At 61.3% G+C, this 19,471-nt stretch carries 19 protein-coding genes; 5 read left to right on the forward strand and 14 right to left on the reverse strand.

All coding sequences use genetic code 11. The features are described from left to right. Positions 1-2: 2 nt before the first annotated feature. Entirely contained in the window at positions 3-1,103 is a 1,101-nt protein-coding gene (dnaN, locus tag FHW69_RS06035) for a DNA polymerase III subunit beta (RefSeq protein WP_183422073.1), read from the reverse strand. A 216-nt stretch (positions 1,104-1,319) separates the two neighbouring features. Beyond that, positions 1,320-2,723 carry a chromosomal replication initiator protein DnaA gene (gene dnaA, locus FHW69_RS06040; RefSeq protein ID WP_183422074.1) on the reverse strand — a complete coding sequence of 468 codons (1,404 nt, stop codon included), beginning with the start codon at positions 2,721-2,723 and terminating at the stop codon, positions 1,320-1,322. 178 nt (positions 2,724-2,901) lie between these two features. On the opposite strand from dnaA, the gene rpmH reads away from it, so the two are divergent. From rpmH to mnmE, 4 genes are all read left to right on the forward strand, one after another. Beyond that, a complete protein-coding gene (gene rpmH, locus FHW69_RS06045; protein WP_132145636.1) occupies positions 2,902-3,036 on the forward strand; it encodes a 50S ribosomal protein L34 in 135 nt (44 codons plus the stop codon). Between the two features lie 13 nt (positions 3,037-3,049). Then, on the forward strand, positions 3,050-3,430 hold the full coding sequence (gene rnpA / locus FHW69_RS06050) for a ribonuclease P protein component (protein ID WP_343203972.1): 381 nt from the start codon (positions 3,050-3,052) through the stop codon (positions 3,428-3,430). Between the two features lie 64 nt (positions 3,431-3,494). Further along, complete coding sequence (gene yidC / locus FHW69_RS06055) at positions 3,495-5,183, forward strand: membrane protein insertase YidC (protein WP_183422075.1); 1,689 nt, start codon at positions 3,495-3,497, stop codon at positions 5,181-5,183. 52 nt (positions 5,184-5,235) lie between these two features. Continuing rightward, positions 5,236-6,579 (forward strand): tRNA uridine-5-carboxymethylaminomethyl(34) synthesis GTPase MnmE, encoded by a 1,344-nt coding sequence (gene mnmE / locus FHW69_RS06060; RefSeq protein WP_183422076.1) that lies wholly within the window; start codon positions 5,236-5,238, stop codon positions 6,577-6,579. Between the two features lie 10 nt (positions 6,580-6,589). On the opposite strand, the gene FHW69_RS06065 is transcribed toward mnmE, so the two are convergent. Together FHW69_RS06065 and FHW69_RS06070 are read right to left on the reverse strand one after the other, a co-directional pair. Continuing rightward, on the reverse strand, positions 6,590-7,447 hold the full coding sequence (locus tag FHW69_RS06065; protein WP_183422077.1) for a nucleotidyl transferase AbiEii/AbiGii toxin family protein: 858 nt from the start codon (positions 7,445-7,447) through the stop codon (positions 6,590-6,592). Further along, positions 7,428-8,468, reverse strand: coding sequence for a type IV toxin-antitoxin system AbiEi family antitoxin (locus FHW69_RS06070; RefSeq protein ID WP_183422078.1), 1,041 nt, complete (start codon positions 8,466-8,468; stop codon positions 7,428-7,430). Before FHW69_RS06070 ends, FHW69_RS06065 begins: the two co-directional genes overlap by 20 nt. A gap of 250 nt (positions 8,469-8,718) precedes the next feature. On the opposite strand from FHW69_RS06070, the gene FHW69_RS19155 reads away from it, so the two are divergent. Further along, a complete protein-coding gene (locus tag FHW69_RS19155) occupies positions 8,719-11,292 on the forward strand; it encodes a DNA translocase FtsK 4TM domain-containing protein (protein WP_183422079.1) in 2,574 nt (857 codons plus the stop codon). A gap of 74 nt (positions 11,293-11,366) precedes the next feature. Here FHW69_RS19155 and rbsB read toward each other — a convergent pair whose 3' ends face one another. From rbsB to hslV, 10 genes are all read right to left on the reverse strand, one after another. Then, the gene (rbsB, locus tag FHW69_RS06080) at positions 11,367-12,308 is read right to left on the reverse strand and encodes a ribose ABC transporter substrate-binding protein RbsB (protein ID WP_183422080.1); all 942 of its coding nucleotides are present in this window, start codon (positions 12,306-12,308) and stop codon (positions 11,367-11,369) included. A 29-nt stretch (positions 12,309-12,337) separates the two neighbouring features. Beyond that, positions 12,338-13,279, reverse strand: a complete 942-nt coding sequence (locus tag FHW69_RS06085) for a ribose ABC transporter permease (protein WP_183422081.1) — start codon at positions 13,277-13,279, stop codon at positions 12,338-12,340. A gap of 1 nt (position 13,280) precedes the next feature. After that, positions 13,281-14,762 carry a sugar ABC transporter ATP-binding protein gene (locus FHW69_RS06090; protein WP_183422082.1) on the reverse strand — a complete coding sequence of 494 codons (1,482 nt, stop codon included), beginning with the start codon at positions 14,760-14,762 and terminating at the stop codon, positions 13,281-13,283. Continuing rightward, the gene (rbsD, locus tag FHW69_RS06095) at positions 14,762-15,160 is read right to left on the reverse strand and encodes a D-ribose pyranase (RefSeq protein ID WP_183422083.1); all 399 of its coding nucleotides are present in this window, start codon (positions 15,158-15,160) and stop codon (positions 14,762-14,764) included. The genes FHW69_RS06090 and rbsD overlap by 1 nt, the downstream gene beginning before the upstream one ends. Further along, the gene (rbsK, locus tag FHW69_RS06100; protein ID WP_183422084.1) at positions 15,157-16,050 is read right to left on the reverse strand and encodes a ribokinase; all 894 of its coding nucleotides are present in this window, start codon (positions 16,048-16,050) and stop codon (positions 15,157-15,159) included. Before rbsK ends, rbsD begins: the two co-directional genes overlap by 4 nt. Before the next feature lie 125 nt (positions 16,051-16,175). Next, positions 16,176-16,529, reverse strand: a complete 354-nt coding sequence (locus FHW69_RS06105; RefSeq protein WP_343203973.1) for a DUF971 domain-containing protein — start codon at positions 16,527-16,529, stop codon at positions 16,176-16,178. Further along, entirely contained in the window at positions 16,526-16,777 is a 252-nt protein-coding gene (locus FHW69_RS06110; RefSeq protein ID WP_183422085.1) for a hypothetical protein, read from the reverse strand. Before FHW69_RS06110 ends, FHW69_RS06105 begins: the two co-directional genes overlap by 4 nt. Positions 16,778-16,870: 93 nt before the next feature. After that, positions 16,871-17,491, reverse strand: a complete 621-nt coding sequence (locus FHW69_RS06115) for a hypothetical protein (protein ID WP_183422086.1) — start codon at positions 17,489-17,491, stop codon at positions 16,871-16,873. 39 nt (positions 17,492-17,530) lie between these two features. Beyond that, the gene (hslU, locus tag FHW69_RS06120) at positions 17,531-18,868 is read right to left on the reverse strand and encodes an ATP-dependent protease ATPase subunit HslU (protein ID WP_183422087.1); all 1,338 of its coding nucleotides are present in this window, start codon (positions 18,866-18,868) and stop codon (positions 17,531-17,533) included. A gap of 50 nt (positions 18,869-18,918) precedes the next feature. Further along, positions 18,919-19,452, reverse strand: a complete 534-nt coding sequence (gene hslV, locus FHW69_RS06125) for an ATP-dependent protease subunit HslV (RefSeq protein ID WP_183422088.1) — start codon at positions 19,450-19,452, stop codon at positions 18,919-18,921. Between the last annotated feature and the right edge of the window lie 19 nt (positions 19,453-19,471).

Consider the following 19,471-nt stretch of genomic DNA (forward strand, 5'->3'; position numbering starts at 1 on the left):
TGTCAGAGGCGCAGCGGCATGATGACGTGGCGAGCCTCGTCATTGCCCTCTTCCTGGAGAAGACAGCTGGACTGGGCATCACGCAGATTCAAACGAACCTTGTCGCCGCGCAGTGCGGCAAGCGCGTCGAGCAGATAGCCCACGTTGAAGCCCACGGCGAGATCAGAAACCACCGTATCGGCTTCGACTTCTTCCACGGCTTCTTCCTGCTCCGGGTTGTGAGCCACGATGCGCATCTTGCCCGGGCTGAGTTCCAGCTTCACGCCGCGATACTTTTCGTTCGAAAGAATGGCAGCGCGCTGCAGGGCACCGCGGAGCACGTCCCGTTCGATCGTGGCCGACTTGTCTGCGCCGAGCGGGATAACCGCTTCGTAATCCGGGAAGCGGCCATCGATCAGCTTCGAGGTGAAAACGACACCTCCACGGCGAACGCGAAGATGATTGCGCCCGAATTCCAGCTCAACCTGCCCTTCTCCGGTTTCAAACAGACCGACCAGCTCATTCACGCCCTTACGGGGAATGATGATCTGACGACGCGCGGAAACAGAGCTTTCCAGCTGCGTTTCCTTCAGCGCCAGACGGTGGCCATCGGTGGCAACGCAGCGCAGCGTGTGTTCCTGCAGATCAAGCAGCATGCCGTTGAGGTAGTAGCGAACGTCCTGGTTTGCCATGGCAAACGCGGTCCGCTCCATCAGTTCACGCAAAACCTCTTCCGGAAGAGTGACGCGCTCGACGAGTTCGATGTCGTCAATGGTCGGGAATTCCGTGGACGGAAGCGTGGCCAGCGTGAAACGGCTGCGGCCAGCGTTCAATGCAACGCGCTCACCGTTCTGCTTCAGATCAATGCGTGCGCCATCAGGAAGGGCGCGAACGATGTCGAACAGCTTTCTGGCAGGAATGGTGACTTCGCCTTCCTGCATGGATTCGGCGGCCGTGGTGGCAACCATTTCGACTTCGAGGTCGGTGCCGGTGAACTTCACCTCTCCGTCCTTTACCCGTACGAGCAGGTTTGCCAATACAGGCAACGTCTGTCGACGTTCCACCACGCCGACCACCTGCTGCAGGGGTTTGAGCAGTACTTCCCGTTGGATGCTGAATTGCATGCGAATCCCCTGCTTTTGCTTTTAAGAGTTTTTAAGATTTATTAGTGGTGGTTGTAGGGCCGGTGGATAACTGGACAAGTCATTTAACTTGTTAATTATCAATCACTTGGCTTTCATTAACCATCATCGTGAAACGTTAGTTGTGTGTGGGTGCCTTGTGGATAACTTCGAGTCCTGAAAGCGCCCTCAGATCATCCACTTATTATCCACAGGTTCTCAGCCCGTCAATATCCGGATCAACTGCTCCCAGTCCTGACGCATCCGCACGTCTTTCTCGCAGAAACCGCGGATCGTGCGGCAGGCGTGCAGCACGGTCGTATGGTCGCGACCACCGAAGGCTTCACCGATCTCAGGAAGGCTGTGCTCGGTCAGTTCCTTGGACAGAGCCATGGCCACCTGCCGGGGACGCGCCAGGGAGCGCACACGGCGTTTGGAGAGCAGATCAGACAGACGTACCTGATAGTAGTCAGCGACCTGCTTCTGGATGTTGGGCACCGTCACGGCCTGCGCGTGGGTATTGAGCAGGTCACGCAGGGTTTCTTCAGCGAAGTCCGTGGTGATGGGCTTGCGATAGAAGTTGGCCCGGGCCGCCAGCGTGTTGAGCGCGCCTTCCAGGTCACGCACGTTCGAGCGGATGCGGCGTGCCAGCAGCATGGCCACGTCTTCCGACACCGCCATGCCTTTGTCGTGAGCCTTGGACAGCAGGATCGCTGCGCGCGTCTCGAAATCAGGCGGCTCGATGGCGACCGACAGTCCCCAGCCGAGGCGCGACTTCAGGCGCGGCTCCAGCTTGTCCAGCTCCTTCGGATAGCGGTCGCAGGTCAGGATGATCTGCTGCTTCGCCTCGAAAAGAGCATTGAACGTGTGGAAGAACTCTTCCTGCGTCGTGTCCTTGCCGGCGAAGAACTGGATATCGTCGATCAGCAGCGCGTCCACGGACCGGAAGCGACGCTTGAATTCGTCCATGTTCTTTTGCTGCAACGCCTTCACCATGCCGCTGACGAACTGCTCCGAGCGAAGGTAAAGCACCTTGAAGCCCGGGTTGTTCTCCATCATCAGGTTGCCGGCCGCATGCATGAGATGCGTTTTACCGAGGCCAGTGCCGCCATAAAGAAGGAGCGGGTTGTATGCACGACCCGGATTCATCGCGACCTGCATGGCCGCGGCCTTACCCAGCTGGTTCGATTTGCCTTCAACGAAGGTTTCGAACGTGTAGTGGGGGTCCAGGTTGTGGATATGAGCCGCTTCTGCCGGCACATCAGGCATGCGCGAGGGCGTGGCGTATTGCTGCTGCTGATGTTGCGGCGGCGGATACGTCGGCTGTTGTTGATGCTGCGGCTGTGCGGAAGGCACAACCGTGCGTGGCGGCTGCGGACGTCCACCGCTGGAGCCAACCTCGACATGCACGGGCACAGCACGACCGAGCAGATGCTCAACGATCGTTTCGATCTGCGCCAGGTATTGCTCGCGTACCGTATCCAACGTGTACGGATTGGGCGCGAAGAGATAGAGGCCCGATGCATCCTCGCGAGCCTGTAAAGGCATCAGCCAGGTATGCACGTCCTCGGCGCTCAACTCGCCTTCCAGACGCTCGAGACAGCGCCGCCAAAGATCACTCATTAGGTATGCTTGCCACAGAAGGGGCGCTTGCGCGCGGGGTGGACAACGAAGTCTACCAGTCTTGGCCCTCGCCCAGAGGGACTGTGTGGTAACCGGGTGATCACCCCCATTTGACACACCTCCAATAAGCCCGCATACTTTTAAGCCATTTTTTAATCTTCACTCGGATGTAAGAGCCATGAAGCGGACTTTCCAGCCAAGCAAGCTCAAGCGCGCCCGCACCCACGGCTTTCGTGCACGCATGAAGACCGCGGATGGTCGCAAGATCCTCAACGCGCGTCGCGCGAAGGGTCGCAAGCGCCTGATCCCGTAAGCGGTTCGCCGTCGTGCGTGCCGCAGCCATGCCGCGTGAAGCGCGGCTCCGCCGCGCCGCCGATTTCGCCGCCCTACGTAAAGTCAGCGGTCGCCTCGGCGGCCGCTGCTTTCTTTTGCGTTTCGGAAACAACCCGACCGACACGGCCCGCCTGGGCCTGGCGATCTCCAAGCGTTGCTCCAAACGTGCGGTAGACCGCAATCGTATCAAGCGCCTCGTGCGCGAATCTTTCCGTCGCGCCCGGCCCGGTCTTCCCATGGTTGACGTACTGGTCACCGCCCGCGACATCGCGGTCGCCGAGTCCGGCACCGTACTCCTCGCCGAACTTGATGCCCTGTGGAAAAAGCTTCGGCCGTTGAAGCCGGACTCCACGAGCGGCACAATCGCGCGTTGAACTTCTCCTACCCACCGTCCTTCCGCGGCCACAAGCCGCGATGCCATTCGGATCTGGCCCTGCAATGAATCAAACGCGCACGTTCCTCTTCTTCGCGCTCATGCTCGTGGCGTACCTGCTGTGGATGGAATGGGAGAAAGACTACGTCACTCCGCCGCCCGCACCGACGCCTGCTGCGCAAACCACCGGTAGCAACCCTGCTGACAGCAGCGTCCCCGGTGCCACCACGCCTGCCGGCGTTCCTGGCGAAGCGGCTTCGCCGGCCGGTCCGGCCCAGCTCATCACGGTCACCAATGATGTCCTGCGCCTGACCATCAACACGCGCGGTGGCAGTGTCGTCCGTTCCGAGCTGCTGGCTTATCCCAACGAGCCGCGCACGAAGAAGAATCCGGACCCGGCTCCGGTCCGCCTGCTGGACGACGAAGACGCACACTTCTTCGCCGCGCAGGATGGCCTGGTGAGCAGTTCGGGCGCCGCACCGGACCACAACGCCCTCTTCCACGCCGACCAGACCGAATACACGCTGGCCAATGGCGAGAAGACGGTAAGCGTCAACCTTACCTGGACCGACGCGTCCGGCATCAAGGTGGTGAAGCGTTACACGCTGAGCCGCACGAGCTACATCGTTGACCTTGACCAGCGCATCGAGAACGGCAGTTCGGTCGCCTGGACGGGCAACGCCTACCAGCAGCTGCAACGTGTTCCGGCAGCGAAGGTCAACTGGTTCAAGGCATATACCGATCCGGCGCAGCACAGCTTCTTCGGTGCCGCCTGGTACAGCCCCGACACCAAGTTCGATCAGCTGCTGTTTGCCGATTTCCCCAAGAAGCCGCTCAACCGCCAGATCACCGGTGGCTGGATCAGCATGCTTCAGCACTACTTCTTCGTGGCGTGGATTCCGCCGTCGACCGAAGCGGTGACCTACACCACCACCATCGTCAACCCGGACACGGCCACCCCGCGCTACATCGTGCGTGCGTTCGGTCCGTCGCTGGTGGCTGCACCGGGCCAGAGCGTGGACAGCGTCGCGCGTCTGTACATCGGTCCGAAGCTTCAGGGCACGCTGGACGCGATTGCTCCCGGCCTTGAGCTCACCAGCAATTACGGCTGGCTGACGATCATTGCCCAGCCGCTGCACTGGCTGCTTTCCCAGCTGCACGCGATCAGCGGCAACTGGGGTGTGGCGATCATCCTGCTGGTGCTGCTGATCAAGGCCGTGCTGTTCAAACTCACCGACGCGCAGTTCCGCTCCGGTGCCCGCATGCGCAAGTTGCAGCCGCGCGTGCAGGCTCTGAAAGAGCGCTATGGCGACGACAAGGTGAAGATGCAGCAGGCGATGATGGAGCTGTACAAGAAGGAGAAGGTCAATCCGATGGCAGGCTGCCTGCCCATCCTGATCACCTTCCCCATCTTCATCGGTCTGCTTCGCGTGTTGTCGGAAAGCATCGAACTGCGTCATGCGCCGTTCTTTGGCTGGATTCACGATCTGTCCGCGTCTGATCCGTACTACGTGCTGCCGGTGCTCTACATGCTGGTGACGCTGGCCACGCAGCGCCTGACGCCGATGACGGGTATGGACCCGACTCAGGCCAAGATGATGAAGGTCATGCCGCTTCTGTTCGGTGTGTTCTTCGCCTTCTTCCCCTCGGGTCTGGTGCTCTACTGGACGGTGAACGGTGCCACCAGCCTGCTGCAGCAGTGGTGGATTACCCGAAGCGTCGAGCGGGCGGATCAGAAACTCCGCACCACGTAATACCTGAAGCGGCGCGTCGAAAGACGCGCCGCTTTGCTATGAGGCTTCTGAATTGAATCATCACGACGACACCATCGCTGCCATTGCCACCGGTGCCGGCGCCGCCGGTGTGGGCGTCGTGCGCGTTTCCGGTCCGCGCGTTCCGTCCATCGCTTCCACGTTGCTTGGTCGCGAACCAACGCCTCGCCATGCGCACTTCGCGGCGCTACGCAACGACGCCGGCGAACTGATCGACCGTGGACTGTTGCTGTTTTTCCCGGGCAACGCGTCTTATACCGGCGAACACACCCTGGAACTTCAGGGACACGGCAGCGCGGTTCTGCTGGACGCCCTGCTCCGTCGCGTCATTGAACTGGGCGCGCGCCTGGCACGTCCTGGCGAATTTACCGAACGCGCTTTCCTCAACGGAAAGCTCGACCTGGCCCAGGCGGAGGCCGTGGCCGACCTTGTGGCTGCACGTTCTGAAGCCGGTGCGCGCGCGGCGCTTCGATCCATGGAAGGCGTGTTCTCGGCACGCGTGGATGATCTGCTGGGCGACCTGATTGCATTGCGTGTTCACGTGGAAGCGGCCATCGACTTTCCGGAAGAGGAAATTGATTTCCTCGCCGACCCCGCCATCGCTGCACAACTGTCGTCGCTGCGCGAACGACTTGCAGCACTTCTGGTGGAAGCGCGACGCGGCGTACGCCTCAACGATGGCATAGCTGTCGCCATCGTTGGCCGTCCAAACGCCGGCAAGTCCAGCCTCATGAACGCGTTGTCCGGCACTGACCGCGCGATTGTCACCGACATTCCCGGCACCACGCGCGATGTGTTGCGCGAGTCGGTCGCCATCGACGGCGTGTCGTTTGAACTGGCCGATACCGCAGGCCTTCGCGACTCCGACGACGTGGTGGAACAGGAAGGTGTACGTCGTGCGCGCGCCCAACTGGAAAGCTGCGACGTCGCCATGCTTGTGACGGATGCGGCAAATGCCGAAGCCGATCTCGCCCTGTTTGAGGGACTTTCAGAAAGCGCAGAACGCCTGGTAGTCATCAACAAGATCGACGTGGCGGGAAGCGCGGCACACAGCGAGTCACGCGATGGCGCGACGTGGCTCTGGCTTTCCGCAAAGAGCGGCGCCGGCGTCGACGGACTGCGGGAACGATTGAAAACCCTGGCGACAGCAGGCGCTGGCGAAGGTGCGTTCAGCGCACGTCGTCGCCACGTGGTCGCGCTGGAGCGCGTCGCCGCACATCTGGTTCATACCGATCACGTGTTGCAGACCACACGTTCCGGCGAGCTGGCCGCCGAAGAACTGCGCCACGCGCAGCAGGAACTCGGTGAAATCACCGGCACCTATACGTCAGACGATTTGCTCGGCGCGATCTTCAGTTCGTTCTGCATCGGGAAATAGTCCTTACCCCTCATCGCCTTGCTTCAGAGAAACCGGCGTAGAACTCGGTCAGTGAATCAAGAGCTGCATCCTGCGTTTGCATGACCACAATGTCACGATCAAACATGCGCAGGGACAGTTCCCGCAGCGAAGCGTCATCGCCGAGAAACTGGCTGATCTGCCGGAACGACGTGTCGCTGCAGATCATGGCAGTGTGGCGGCCGAGCAGCCGCGGGGACGCGCGATCAAGATTCCAGTCAACCGCATCCATCAGTTCGGGCTCTGACTCATAGATGGATGTGCTGTGGCCTGCTTCTACGTAGGTACGGAGCAGCAAGCCAAGATCGGTGGCGTCTTTGTAACTGTGCTGCTTGCGCCGATCCATCCACGCAAACAGCTTCATCAGCGTCAGCCCGGGAAGGCTGGCAACGTTCATGACCAGTCCGCGACCGAGGTCCACCTCAAGGGCGTTTGCCGCAGCATCGGCGTATCCGGCCACGTTCATCTCCTTGTCGGTGTCTTGTGGCCACAGGTACGGGCTGCCAAGCGAATCACCAAAGGGAAGAAGGTCCAGTGGATAGCTTCCGGCTTCATAGGAAAACCAGAGGCGGTTTGGCGTTTGCTCGACCTTTCTGACATGAGGGAGTTGTTCCAGCCGTTCCAGCATGGCGTTGAACGCCGACCAGTCGGCGACGGCCAGGGCAATGTCCACATCGGCGGTGGCGCGATAGATATCCACGCCGTGGATGTGCGAAAGAACGATATCGCGTGCTGTGGCTCCCACGATGGTCACCCGAATATCGAGGTCGGTGGCCGCTTCTTTCGCTGCACTCAATACATCGGTAAATGCTTTGGGAAACGGAGCGCCGTCACGTAGCGGAATCGCCATTCAGATAACGCTCCTTGATCATTGCAGCGGCTTCTGCCGCACGCGGGTCCATGATGGAAAGCAGGTCGGCATATACAAGTAACGGGGGTACGAGCCCAAGACGGCCGTAATCATCATCGAAACGCCAGAAGCGCTTCAGTATCTCGATCGGACCCTGCGGATCTGCTCTCATGGCGTGCGTGCCGGCTAACGCCCCCGCATTCCGACGTGCGTGTTCCGGGTTGACGTAAAGTGTCTGCGTGGCTGGTTTCAGATAGCCGTCCAAACGAAAACAGGCCACTTCGCTGCCCCAGGACATATCGAACTTCGAAAGATTCGCCTCTTGCCACCAATCCGGATCGAGCGCCCGAAAGCGCATTACCGCAAGCTTCGGTCGAAGCTTGTTTGGATAGTTGATTGCCCATTCATCGCGAAGACGGGGAAGGTCCAGAAAGTGTCGCTCGCCGTGCCGGTCTCTGGCAGTGAGGATTTCCCGAACCTCCAGGTCATGAAATATTTTGCCTACCGCGCCCAATGAAACTCCTGTGGCTTCGACGACGTCTCTGTACGACGCCGATGCCAGGTCAGGCCGGCACGCGAGCGCAAAGTTCATGCGCAATGCGCTCGCACTCGTGCCTCCCCGGTAGTCCAGGGCTTCTGTTGTGAGTGCCGGAGCTTTCCGACCCTCGATCATGACCAGGGTGCCCGGGAACTTGAGATAGACATTTCCGGAGGCGTCCAGATAGTTGACGTCCAGGAGGTGACACATCTGCGCTGCCGCCGGACTCATGTGGCGGGTGACAAGAACAAAGGGCTCGCCCTCGTGTCTGTCCCGTAGTTGTCTGGCCTGCGATACGGCTGCCGGCCCCCGGACGTTGCTCCTGACCTCTGCCCTCAGGAATAGCGGGCCATCGGGCTGTTCCAGTGCCAGCGTCGCGTCCTGCAATCCCTCGCTTTCGCTCACGACTGAAAGTCGGACGGTGTCATGGGATGCGGCTCTTACAGCTGCGATGGCGTCGGTCAGGAGGTTTGAGGGGAACATGGCATTCTCCGGGCATGTTCATTATTTAGCATGTTCATGTAACAAGAACAAAAGAATATTTTGAACAGAATCCCGTGGCCGCATTTAAAAAGAACGACTTACGTGTATCCTAGGCGTGTGGTCGGCAAAATGTCAGCTATCTCAACAGGTTGCGTTACTACTCCCCGTCGCCCCTCAGCAAGTGCGTTAAACTGACTGACTTTGCACGGATGTATGTATGTCCGTGCGCTCACGATAGTCGAATCCACGCATGCTCACTCTCGTCTTCGGCGGCCTCGGCGTTTCCGTTCTCTGGCTGATTCCTCTCTTCTGGCGCGTCGCCCGCGCGTTGCTCAGGCGCGGTTCGGACGTGCTTCGCGGTCCGGGTGCCATCCGCTTCTGGACCGGTGCGCTGTTGGTACTCATCGCCAGCGCGACACTGGAAGGCCTCGTCGTAAGCCATTTCACCGATGATCCGGCAGCGGGCGGCTACCTGTGCCGCGTGCTGGGTCACGCCTTCGGCGACGCGCTCGGGGGCGTTCTGACCACGGCTCTGATGCTTGGCGTCATGGTGGCAGCGCTGCCCTGGTACATCGGCGTTTCGTGGCGTCAGGCGTTCTCTGGCGCCACACGTGGGCTGGAGCCGATGGGTGCTGTGGCCATTGAAGGCGTGAGTCAGCTCTTCCGCCGCGTGCTTGCCCGTGGCCGTGGTCGCAAAGCGGCCGGTGCCGTGCGGCGCGCGGATCGACCCGCCGCCCGCCGCCGTCCCAACGCGGCAGCGGTCCGACGCGCGGTACCGGAAACGCAATCCACACCGCAGTCCACGCACCGTCCCGCTGCTGTGCGCAGCCGTGACGTGTCGGCTCCTCCGCCGCCGCGCCGCCACACCGCGGTCAGCGATACCGTGATTCGGGAGCCGTGGCTTGCTCCCAGGAACGTCCCCGCACCCGAGCCAATCGCGACGTCATCGTCGTCGGGCAACATGTCGTCGCGCTCGTCCGCACCCATCGTTTCCTACGGCGTCGCCACATCCCGTGTGGTGGATCGTTACGAATCGGCGCTCGCCGCCGCAGAGGTGCCGCAGACAACCGCAGCCACTCCGCCGCCGGTCGAGCCAGCACATGTGCTGCCCGTGGACGTTCCGGTGGCGACGGAAGTGAAAGCGCCGGTCACCCCGGTGGAAGAGATGATTCCTGAGGTCCCGGTACCCGAGCCCGAAGTAGCTGATCCGTTTAGCCGTCTGATCGCACCTGCGCCCGTAGCCGCCATACCCGCGCGTTGGCGGGCAGCCAATGAGGAACTGTTGCCAGTCGTTCCCGAAGCAGCGCAGTCAGCGGTACCAGTGACTCCGCGTGTACCCTCACCCGTGGGCATTCCGCCGCTGTCGCTGCTCTCCGCTTCTGCGCACGAAGCGGCTACGCCGCTGGATGAAGCACAGCTGGTCGAGACGGGTGATCTCATCGAGCAGCGCCTGCGCGAGTTCAAGGTGCCGGTAACGGTGGTTGGTGCATCCGCAGGCCCGGTGATCACGCGATTCGAAGTGGAGCCGGCTGTTGGTGTACGTGGTAACCAGATCGTCGCGCTGATGAAGGATCTGGCACGCGGTCTCGGACGGACGTCCATTCGTGTGGTGGAAACCATTCCCGGAAAGACCTGCATGGGTCTGGAACTGCCGAACGAACAGCGTCAGATGATCGCGCTTTCGGAGATTCTGGACTCGGGCGAATATCGGCAGTCCGATTCCCTGCTGACCATGGCGATGGGCAAAGGCATCACCGGTGAGCCGGTGGTGGCCGACCTGGCCAAAGCACCCCACATGTTGGTCGCGGGCACCACCGGTTCCGGCAAGTCGGTTGCGGTCAACGCGATGATCCTGTCGATGTTGTACAAAGCCACGCCTGACGACGTGCGCATGATCATGATCGACCCGAAGATGCTTGAGCTTTCTGTCTACGAAGGCATTCCGCATCTTCTGGCACCGGTGGTGACCGACATGAAGCTCGCGGCCAACGCGCTGAACTGGTGCGTCGCCGAAATGGAGAATCGCTACCGCGTGATGTCGGATCTTCGCGTGCGCAATCTCGCGGGCTACAACCAGAAAGTTCGTGAAGCCCGCGCGGCGGGCAAGCCGCTGTTCAACCCGTTCCCTGCGCATCCGGAAGTGCCCGAGCATCTGGACACGCTGCCGATGATCGTTGTCATCATCGACGAACTGGCCGATCTGATGATGGTGGCTGGCAAGAAGATCGAGGAACTGATCGCACGCCTTGCCCAGAAAGCACGTGCCGCAGGCATCCATCTGATCCTGGCGACACAAAGGCCGTCGGTCGATGTGATCACCGGACTGATCAAGGCAAACATTCCCACGCGCGTGGCTTTCCAGGTGTCTTCAAAGATCGACTCCCGCACCATTCTCGACCAGATGGGCGCAGAGAGTCTGCTCGGTGCAGGCGACATGCTTTTCCTTCCGCCAGGCACTGGCTACCCACAACGCATCCACGGCGCGTTTGTCGCCGACGAGGAAGTGCATCGTGTGGTCGCATGGCTCAAGCAGTTTGGCGAACCGGACTACAAGGACGAGATTCTTGCAGGCCCGCCTTCGGAAGGTTCCGGCGACATGTTTTCCGAAGACGGTACGGATGCCGAACTGGACCCGCTCTATGACGAAGCCGCAGCGTTCGTGCTGCGCTCACGTCGTGCATCCATCTCCTTCGTGCAGCGTCAGTTCCGCATCGGCTACAACCGTGCCGCTCGCCTGGTCGAAGCGATGGAAGCGGCGGGACTCGTCTCGTCCATGGGTATCAACGGTCAGCGCGAAGTGATCGCGCCCGGTCCCGTGGACTGAAAACGCATGTGGGAGCCAACTTGTTCGCGATGTCATTCCATCGTGAGCAAGTTGGCCCCCACAGATAGCCGTGCTTACGGAGCGTCTTTCGTCAGGAGCTTCAGCGGTACGGCAATGGTCTTCTCCACCGGCTGCTTGTCGATCAGCTTCTTCGCCGTTTCAACACCGAGACGACCGATGTCGCCCGGTTGCTGAGCAACGGTGGCAGCCATCGAACCACTCTGCACGGCGTCCTTGCCCGCAGGCGTGCCATCGAAACCAACGATCAGCACGTTGCCGCGCTTGGCGCCATCCAGTGCACGAACGGCACCCAGTGCCATCTCGTCATTCTGCGCAAACACAGCCTGCACGTTGCTGTTCGCCTGAAGCAGATTCTCGCTGACCGACATGCCCTGTGCGCGATCAAAGTTGGCCGGCTGCTGTGCAACGATCTTCAGGCCAGGCGTCTTTGCGATCTGATCGTCGAAGCCCTTGCCGCGATCACGTGCGGCAGAGGTACCCGCCACACCCTGCAATTCGATGATGTTGCCTTTGCCGTTGAGTTTACTGGCCAGAAAGTCCGCCGCCATCTTGCCGCCGGCGATGTTGTCCGAAGCAATGTGCGAAGCGACATCTGCACCATCAACAGCGCGGTCAAGCGTGATGACCGGAATGTTTGCCCGATTGGCCGACTGCACCGCACCAGCAAGCGCAGACGAATCGGTTGGATTGAGCAGGATCACTGACACGCGCTTCTGGATGAGATCTTCCACGCTGGAAATCTGCCGCGCAGGATCGTTCTGCGCATCCACGACCACCAGCGACACGTTGGCATCCTTTGCCGCTTTCTGTGCGCCGTCCTTCAACTCCACGAAGAACGGATTGTCCTGCGTAGACAGCGCGAGGCCGATCGTTGGCGTGCCCGAGGCCGGCGCTCCACCTGCGGTTGAAGAGGATGCAGTGGACGATTCACCCGGTCCCTGCTGGCTGCACGCTGCCAGAAGTGATGCGGCGACGATCAAGGCAAGTTTGCGCATGGATGTTCTCCCGAAAAGGTGGCGGACGATTACCGCCGGTCGAGCAGTACCGCGATAAGAATGACGATGCCCTTGACCACCAGCTGGTAGAACGAGGACACACCCAGAAGATTCAGGCCGTTGTTCAGGAAGCCGATGAGCAACGCACCGATCAACGTACCAAACAGCCATCCGCGTCCGCCTGAGAGGCTTGTACCGCCGAGCACCACGGCTGCTATGGCATCCAGTTCATATCCTGCGCCCGCCGTAGCCTGCGCCGAGTGAAGCCGGGATGTGAGCACAATGCCGGCAAAGGCCGAGGCAAGTCCTGAGACACCGTAGATCGCCAGCTTCATCGGCGCGATGCGCACACCGGACAGTCGCGATGCCTCCTCATTGCCACCAATGGCGATGACATGCCGGCCGAACACCGTCCCACGCAACAGGAACGCGAATACGGCAAACACCACGAACATCAACACAACAGGGATCGGAATGAGATGCGCCACATAGCCATCGCCCAGCAGCGCGAAGGCATTGTTGGTTACCGAAATGGGACGCCCATCGGTGTAGACCAGCGTCAGGCCACGAATCAACGTCATCGTGCCGAGCGTCGCGATAAACGGTGCTACACGTCCCCAGGACACAAGCACGCCGTTGACCACGCCAAGCAGCGCACCCAGTCCGAGTGCGGCGGCTACCGCCAGCCACATGCTGTAGCCTGCCGCCATGAGGCCAGCGCCAATGGCGCCAGACAGCGCGAGGATCGCACCGACGGAAAGATCGATGCCGCCGGCAAGAATCACGAACGTCATGCCGAAGGCGATCAGGGCATTGATGGACACCTGACGAAGCACGGTCAGCAAGTTGCCTGCCGACAGGAAGTCCGGGCTCATGATCGACAGCGCGATGAACAGCAATGCCAGGCCGATGACCGAGCCCAGTCGCTGGATCAGCGTGGCAGCATCACTCCACGTAAGACGCGCGGTCATGTCACTTACCTCCCGTGGCGGCGTGCATGATGGTTTCCTGCGTGGCCGTTGCTGCATTCAGCAGAGCGGTGGCATGCCCTTCATGCATGACGAGGATGCGGTCACTCATGGCGAGCACCTCCGGCAGTTCCGAGGAAATCATGAGAATGGCCACGCCCTGCTCCGCCAGTTGATTGATGATGTGATAAATCTCGGCCTTGCCGCCGACGTCCACACCACGCGTCGGCTCATCAAGAATGAGCACGCGTGGCTTCAGTGCCAGCCACTTGGCCAGCACCACTTTCTGCTGATTGCCGCCTGAGAGCGCACGCACGTCCAGCTCCATGTCGCGCGTGCGAATCTTCAGGCGGTCGATGAGGCCGTGCGTCTGCTTCTTTTCGCCGCTGCGGTCCACCAGTCCCGCATGCGCGGGGACTTTGGGCAAGCTGACGTTTTCGCGAAGACTCATATCCAGAACAAGGCCCAGTGCCTTGCGGTCTTCGGTTACAAAACCAAAGCCTGCATGGATGGCTTCGCTGGGCGAACGCGGCGTGATCGTCTTGCCGTCCAGCAGCACTCGGCCCTGCGAGGGCTTGTCGATACCGAAAAGCAGGCGCGCCAGTTCCGTACGTCCTGCGCCCATCAGGCCAGCAACGCCAAGCACTTCGCCCGCGCGCAAATCGAAACTCACGCCATGCACGGCCGCGTCGCCAATATTTTCTACCTGGAGGCGTACCTCGCCCGGCACCGACGTCCGCTTCGGAAAGCGTGCTTCGAGCGTGCGCCCGACCATCATGCGGACGACTTCGTCCAGGTCGAGGCCCGGCACCGGACGGGTTCCCACGAACTTGCCATCGCGAAGTACGGAGATGCGGTCGCACAGCGCAAAGATTTCTTCCATGCGATGCGACACATAGACGATGCCGCGGCCTTGCGTCCGCAGCTCGCGGATCAATGCGAACAGCGTGGCGGTCTCGCGTTCCGTGAGGGCTGCCGTCGGTTCATCCATGATGATGACTCGCGCGTTCTGGCCAATAGCCCGCGCAATTTCGACCATCTGTTGCTGGCCCACTGAAAGTTTTTCGATGGGCGTGGAAGGATCAAGTGCATCCAGGCCGATGCGGGCAAGCCATTCCTTCGCGCGCTCGCGCATGGCTTTGCGATCCAGCAGGCCGAAGCGGTGCATCTCGCGGCCGAGAAAAAGATTGTCGGCAATATTCAGCGATGGAATCAGGTTCAGTTCCTGATGGATGATCGCGATGCCGTAGCGTTCTGCATCGGCGGGCGTCGAAATGGAAACCGGCTGGCCATCCACTTCGATGCGCCCGGCATCCGGCGCGTAGATTCCCGTGAGAATCTTCATCAGCGTGGACTTGCCCGCGCCGTTTTCGCCCATCAACGCATGCACTTCGCCGGCAACCAGCTCGAAGTCCACGCCTTCCAGCACGCTTACCGGCCCGAAGGCCTTGTGTATGCCTTCCATCCGGATGAGCGGTGCGTTCATCAGAAGGTTACGCCCGCATGCAGAATGACGTTGGAGTAAGGCGAGGCTTCGCCGGTGCGCACGACGGCAACGGCGCGCGCCGTAAACCGCTTGAATTCGTCATGGCTCACTTCGTCCACCTTCACGCGCATGTTGCTTAGCTTTTCAGCGAGTTTTGCGATCTCAGGATTGTGTTCATGGATTTCGCTGGCGAAAGTAACGCTTTCTACCGCCAGCTCTGCGAACACCGCGTCAAACACGATCTGAAATGACGGCGTACCCTGCACCACGGCCAGGTCGATGCACGGCACGCCAGGCGGAACCGGGAGGCCCACATCACCGATCACCAGCGTGTCGGTGTGGCCCATCGTGGCGATGACGCGGTTGAGTTCGGCATGCTGAAGTCCATGTCGTTTCACGATTGCGTCTCCAGAAACCGGGTTACCTCGTCGGCACGTGGCATACCGCCCTGCGCGCCCAGTCGCGACACGGCGATGGCAGCAGTGGCGCATGCCTTTCGCACTGCGGTGGGCAGTCCTTCGGACAGATGTACGGCCAGCGCGGCATTGAAAGTGTCGCCTGCGCCGGTGCTGTCCACGGCCTGTACCTTGAAGCCGGGTTGATGCACGGCTTCGCCGTTTTCGGTGAACCACGCACCTTCTTCGCCGCGCGTCAGCACCACCGGACACGGGGCGCGTCGCATCAGTTCGCGGAAGTCGGCATCCGGGTCAGCATTGAGCACGGTCGCGAGTTCGTGCTGATTGGGCGTGAGGTAGCGGACCATCGACAGCCATTCGGGCGGCAGCCGCTGTGCGGGCGCCGGATTCAGAATGACAGGCACGCCAGCGCGTTTGCCCAGACGAAGCGTTGCCTCCACCGCGTCCAGCGGCGTTTCCAGTTGCACGAGCACGACGTCGGCCTCGGCGAACAGAGCCGCGGCGGCATCCACCTGCGCCGGGGTCACGCGGGAGTTGGCAGCGGGGACCACAACAATCTGGTTTTCGCCACCAGCAACGGTAATGGACGCGGTGCCGCTGCCCTCATCACGGATGCGCGCAACGTGCGTGACGTCGATGCCTTCGCTCACCAGACCCTGATGGAGCTGGCTTCCGAATGCGTCATCACCCACTGCACCGACCATGGCAACGTGCGCACCAAGACGCGCCGCAGCCACGGCCTGGTTGGCACCTTTGCCGCCGGGGATGGTGAGAAATCGGGTTCCGATCAGGGTTTCACCCGGGCCCGCGAAACGCGGCGCGAGAGTGACCAGATCCATGTTGATGCTGCCGACGACGACAATGCGCGCCATGTACTGCTCCAGACCAAAGGAAGGCATCCGTGCGGTACGTAGGGGAATCCGGACGGGACGCCCGATAGGATAAACCCTTCGCCGGGGCGTGGGCTTTTACCTGCCTGCTTTCCCCGTCCGGGATGTCAGTCGCGGGACAGGCCTTTGGCCTGCAATTGCGCAAGATATTCTGGCCACATCACGTCGTAGTTGCGGCCCAGTTCCAGCAAGGTGTCCCAGCCGAAAATACCGCTCGCATGCCCATCGTCAAAGCGCAGCAACACGCCGTAATGGCCCACGGGCTCAATGGCGGCGATGTTGACCGTGCGCTTGCCGCCCACCGTGACCTTCTGCCCCGGCCCATGGCCCTGCACCTCCGCGCTGGGCGAATTCACCCGCAGGTATTCGCACGGAAGGTGGAACCGTTCGCCGTTGTCGAATGACACTTCAAGCACGCGAGACTGCGCGTGCAGCAGGATATCGGTGGGATGCGGTTTCACGGTCGGATCGAGGGGGCTCGTACGGGGTTGATGCGAAGGCTGGTGTCCGGCTCGGCGTTGCTGACGCCCGGCTGGGCGCGGATGGATGCCAGAGCATCATCGAAGGACACACCGGGGGCGGGTTCCACGAGGATGGATCGCGTATCGGACATGTGCCCGACCCGGACGACGCCTGAGGCCTGCTCGGCCGCACGGGCTTCGGAGGAATCGGGGTCGACGTAGTAGATCACGATGATTCGCTTTGCCATGGTCGTCCTTTGCCTGTCGCCGTGAGGCGCGAAAACGTCAGCACCATAAATAGCAGAACCCCCGCCGGGCGGCAGGGGTTCGGTTCACAAAGATCAGTTGGCGTGGCCGACGCCACCACCCGCATCGCCCTGCTCAAGCGGCGGCGGATCGCCCGCGACCGCCAGCAGTGACTGCGCGTAGGCGTCTTCAAGGCTGACGGTGGATACCTCATCCCACGAGAAGAACGACGGCTCGCGCAGCCATTCGGCGTCGGGGGTGATCTCCTGCATGTTGAAGCCGTCTTCTTCCACACTCACAAGGCGGCCGATGTAGCAGACCTCGGCTTCGTCCTCGCTGTCGACGTGAACGCCGATGACGGGAGCGTGCTTCGAGGCCGCTTCAACGACCTGCCCGATGTCGTCCAGCGGAAAGTCCGCCGGCGGCGTGGGCACGATGCCCTTCAGCGCCAGGGCTTTTTGCAGGAACTCCTGGTGCTTGTCAGGTACTTCCAGTTCGGAGATATCGCGGTGACGCATGATGTACATGCCGTCATAGCTGATGCCATCGCCGATGACCCAGAGCAGGAAGAACTCGCGGCCGACTCCGCCCACATAGCCGCAGAAGCTGCCGTGTTCGAGTTCGCCGCGCCACAGACGGATCAGCTGCTGCGTTTCCTGCGCTTCACGCAGGCTCGCACGCTGGCCGTTGGTTTTCAGTTGAATAATCTTGCCCATATACGTCAACAGTTTAGCAGGAGGGGGGCATGGTCATGTTTACAGGATGTAACGGCTGAGATCCTCGTCCTTGACCAGAGAAGCCAGGTTTTTGTCCACATATTCGGCGTCAATCGAATACTTTTCGCCGGACTTGTCCGCAGCTTCGAAGGAGATTTTCTCCAGGAGCCGCTCCATCACCGTATGCAGGCGTCGGGCGCCGATGTTCTCGGTGCGCTCGTTGACCTGGAAGGCCACCTCGGCCAGACGATCCACACCGCTATCGCTGAAGTCGATAACCACACCTTCCGTCTGAAGGAGCGCAACATACTGTTTCGTAAGCGCATTGTTCGGCTCGCGGAGGATGCGCTTGAAGTCGTCCACCGATAGCGCGGAGAGCTCCACGCGGATCGGCAGGCGGCCCTGGAGCTCGGGAATCAGGTCCGAGGGCTTGGCCAGCGAGAACGCGCCCGAGGCGATGAACAGGATGTGATCCGTCTTGATGGCGCCGTACTTGGTGGAAACGGTGGAACCTTCCACCAGCGGCAGCAGGTCGCGCTGTACGCCCTCGCGGCTGACGCCCGCGCCACCCCATTCGGAACGCTGTGCCACCTTGTCGATTTCGTCGATGAACACGATGCCGTTCTGCTCGGCGGCATCCACTGCGCGGCTGCGCAGTTCTTCATCGTTGACCAGCTTGCCCGCTTCTTCCTCCACCAGCAGCGGGCGGGCCGCACGGATGGTGAGGCGGCGCTTCTGGGTCTTGGAGCCCCCGAGGTTCTGGAACATCTTGCCCAGCTGCTGGCTCATTTCCTCCATGCCGGGCGGCGTCATGATTTCCACGCCCACGTTGGCGGCGAAATCGAGCTCAATTTCGCGGTCGTCCAGCGCGCCTTCGCGCAGCTGCTTGCGCAGCTTCTGGCGCGTGTCGCTTTCGATGGCCGGTGCGGTGCTGGCGCTGTCGTCCCAGCCCGATGCCTGACGACGCGGAAGCAGTGCGTCAAGCAGACGATCTTCGGCGGCATCTTCGGCCTGGCTTTGCACGCGGGCTTTAGCCTGATCGCGTACCAGCTTGTACGACACGTCAGCGAGGTCGCGGATGATGGACTCCACGTCCTTGCCCACGTAGCCCACTTCCGTGAACTTGGTGGCCTCCACCTTCACGAACGGCGCATTGGCCAGCGTGGCCAGACGACGCGCGATTTCGGTCTTGCCGACGCCCGTGGGGCCAATCATGAGGATGTTCTTGGGCGTGACTTCGTCGCGCATGGTCGGGTCCAGTTGCATCCGGCGCCAACGGTTGCGCAGCGCGATGGCAACGGCGCGCTTGGCGTCGTTCTGGCCGATGATGAAACGGTCGAGTTCGTTGACGATCTCGCGGGGGGTCAGTTCTGACATGGCAGGACTCTCGTGGCGACAGGGGGATCGGAGGCTGGCGCTTCAAGCGCTCAGAGCACTTCGATCGACACGTTGTGATTGGTGTAAATGCAGATATCGCCAGCGATCTTGAGGGCTTTTTCCACGATCGTGCGCGCATCGAGTTCCGTATTTTCCATCAGCGCGAGCGCCGCCGACTGGGCGTACGGGCCGCCTGAGCCGATGGCGATCAGGCCATGTTCCGGCTCCAGCACGTCGCCATTACCCGAAATCAGCAGCGAGGCTTCCTTGTCGGCCACCGCCAGCATGGCTTCCAGGCGGCCCAGGCGCCGGTCGGTGCGCCATTCCTTGGCCATCTCCACGGCGGCGCGGGTGAGGTTGCCGCTGTGCTTGATCAGCTTCTCGTCAAACAGCTCGAAAAGGGTGAACGCGTCGGCCGTGGCGCCGGCGAAGCCCGCCAGCACGTCGCCCTTGCCCAGACGTCGCACTTTGCGCGCGTTGGACTTCATGACGGTGTTTCCGAGCGTCACCTGACCGTCGCTTCCGATGACGACCTGTCCGTTGCGGCGGACGCAGCAGATGGTCGTTGCGTGCATCGATTCCATATCGGGAGAAATCCGTTGT

Origin of the sequence: Luteibacter sp. Sphag1AF, assembly GCF_014192715.1 — a bacterium.
GTDB lineage: Bacteria > Pseudomonadota > Gammaproteobacteria > Xanthomonadales > Rhodanobacteraceae > Luteibacter.

What these genes read in the sequence shown, in the direction of transcription:
- FHW69_RS06090 (WP_183422082.1), bottom strand. Translation starts at nt 14,762, where the DNA reads ATGAACGCACCGCTCATCCGGATGGAAGGCATACACAAGGCCTTCGGG.
- FHW69_RS06110 (WP_183422085.1), bottom strand. Translation starts at nt 16,777, where the DNA reads ATGGCAAAGCGAATCATCGTGATCTACTACGTCGACCCCGATTCCTCC.
- FHW69_RS19155 (WP_183422079.1), top strand. Translation starts at nt 8,719, where the DNA reads ATGCTCACTCTCGTCTTCGGCGGCCTCGGCGTTTCCGTTCTCTGGCTG.
- dnaA (WP_183422074.1), bottom strand. Translation starts at nt 2,723, where the DNA reads ATGAGTGATCTTTGGCGGCGCTGTCTCGAGCGTCTGGAAGGCGAGTTG.
- yidC (WP_183422075.1), top strand. Translation starts at nt 3,495, where the DNA reads ATGAATCAAACGCGCACGTTCCTCTTCTTCGCGCTCATGCTCGTGGCG.
- rbsK (WP_183422084.1), bottom strand. Translation starts at nt 16,050, where the DNA reads ATGGCGCGCATTGTCGTCGTCGGCAGCATCAACATGGATCTGGTCACT.
- FHW69_RS06115 (WP_183422086.1), bottom strand. Translation starts at nt 17,491, where the DNA reads ATGGGCAAGATTATTCAACTGAAAACCAACGGCCAGCGTGCGAGCCTG.
- FHW69_RS06065 (WP_183422077.1), bottom strand. Translation starts at nt 7,447, where the DNA reads ATGGCGATTCCGCTACGTGACGGCGCTCCGTTTCCCAAAGCATTTACC.
- dnaN (WP_183422073.1), bottom strand. Translation starts at nt 1,103, where the DNA reads ATGCAATTCAGCATCCAACGGGAAGTACTGCTCAAACCCCTGCAGCAG.
- hslU (WP_183422087.1), bottom strand. Translation starts at nt 18,868, where the DNA reads ATGTCAGAACTGACCCCCCGCGAGATCGTCAACGAACTCGACCGTTTC.
- rbsB (WP_183422080.1), bottom strand. Translation starts at nt 12,308, where the DNA reads ATGCGCAAACTTGCCTTGATCGTCGCCGCATCACTTCTGGCAGCGTGC.
- hslV (WP_183422088.1), bottom strand. Translation starts at nt 19,452, where the DNA reads ATGGAATCGATGCACGCAACGACCATCTGCTGCGTCCGCCGCAACGGA.
- rpmH (WP_132145636.1), top strand. Translation starts at nt 2,902, where the DNA reads ATGAAGCGGACTTTCCAGCCAAGCAAGCTCAAGCGCGCCCGCACCCAC.
- FHW69_RS06070 (WP_183422078.1), bottom strand. Translation starts at nt 8,468, where the DNA reads ATGTTCCCCTCAAACCTCCTGACCGACGCCATCGCAGCTGTAAGAGCC.
- FHW69_RS06085 (WP_183422081.1), bottom strand. Translation starts at nt 13,279, where the DNA reads ATGACCGCGCGTCTTACGTGGAGTGATGCTGCCACGCTGATCCAGCGA.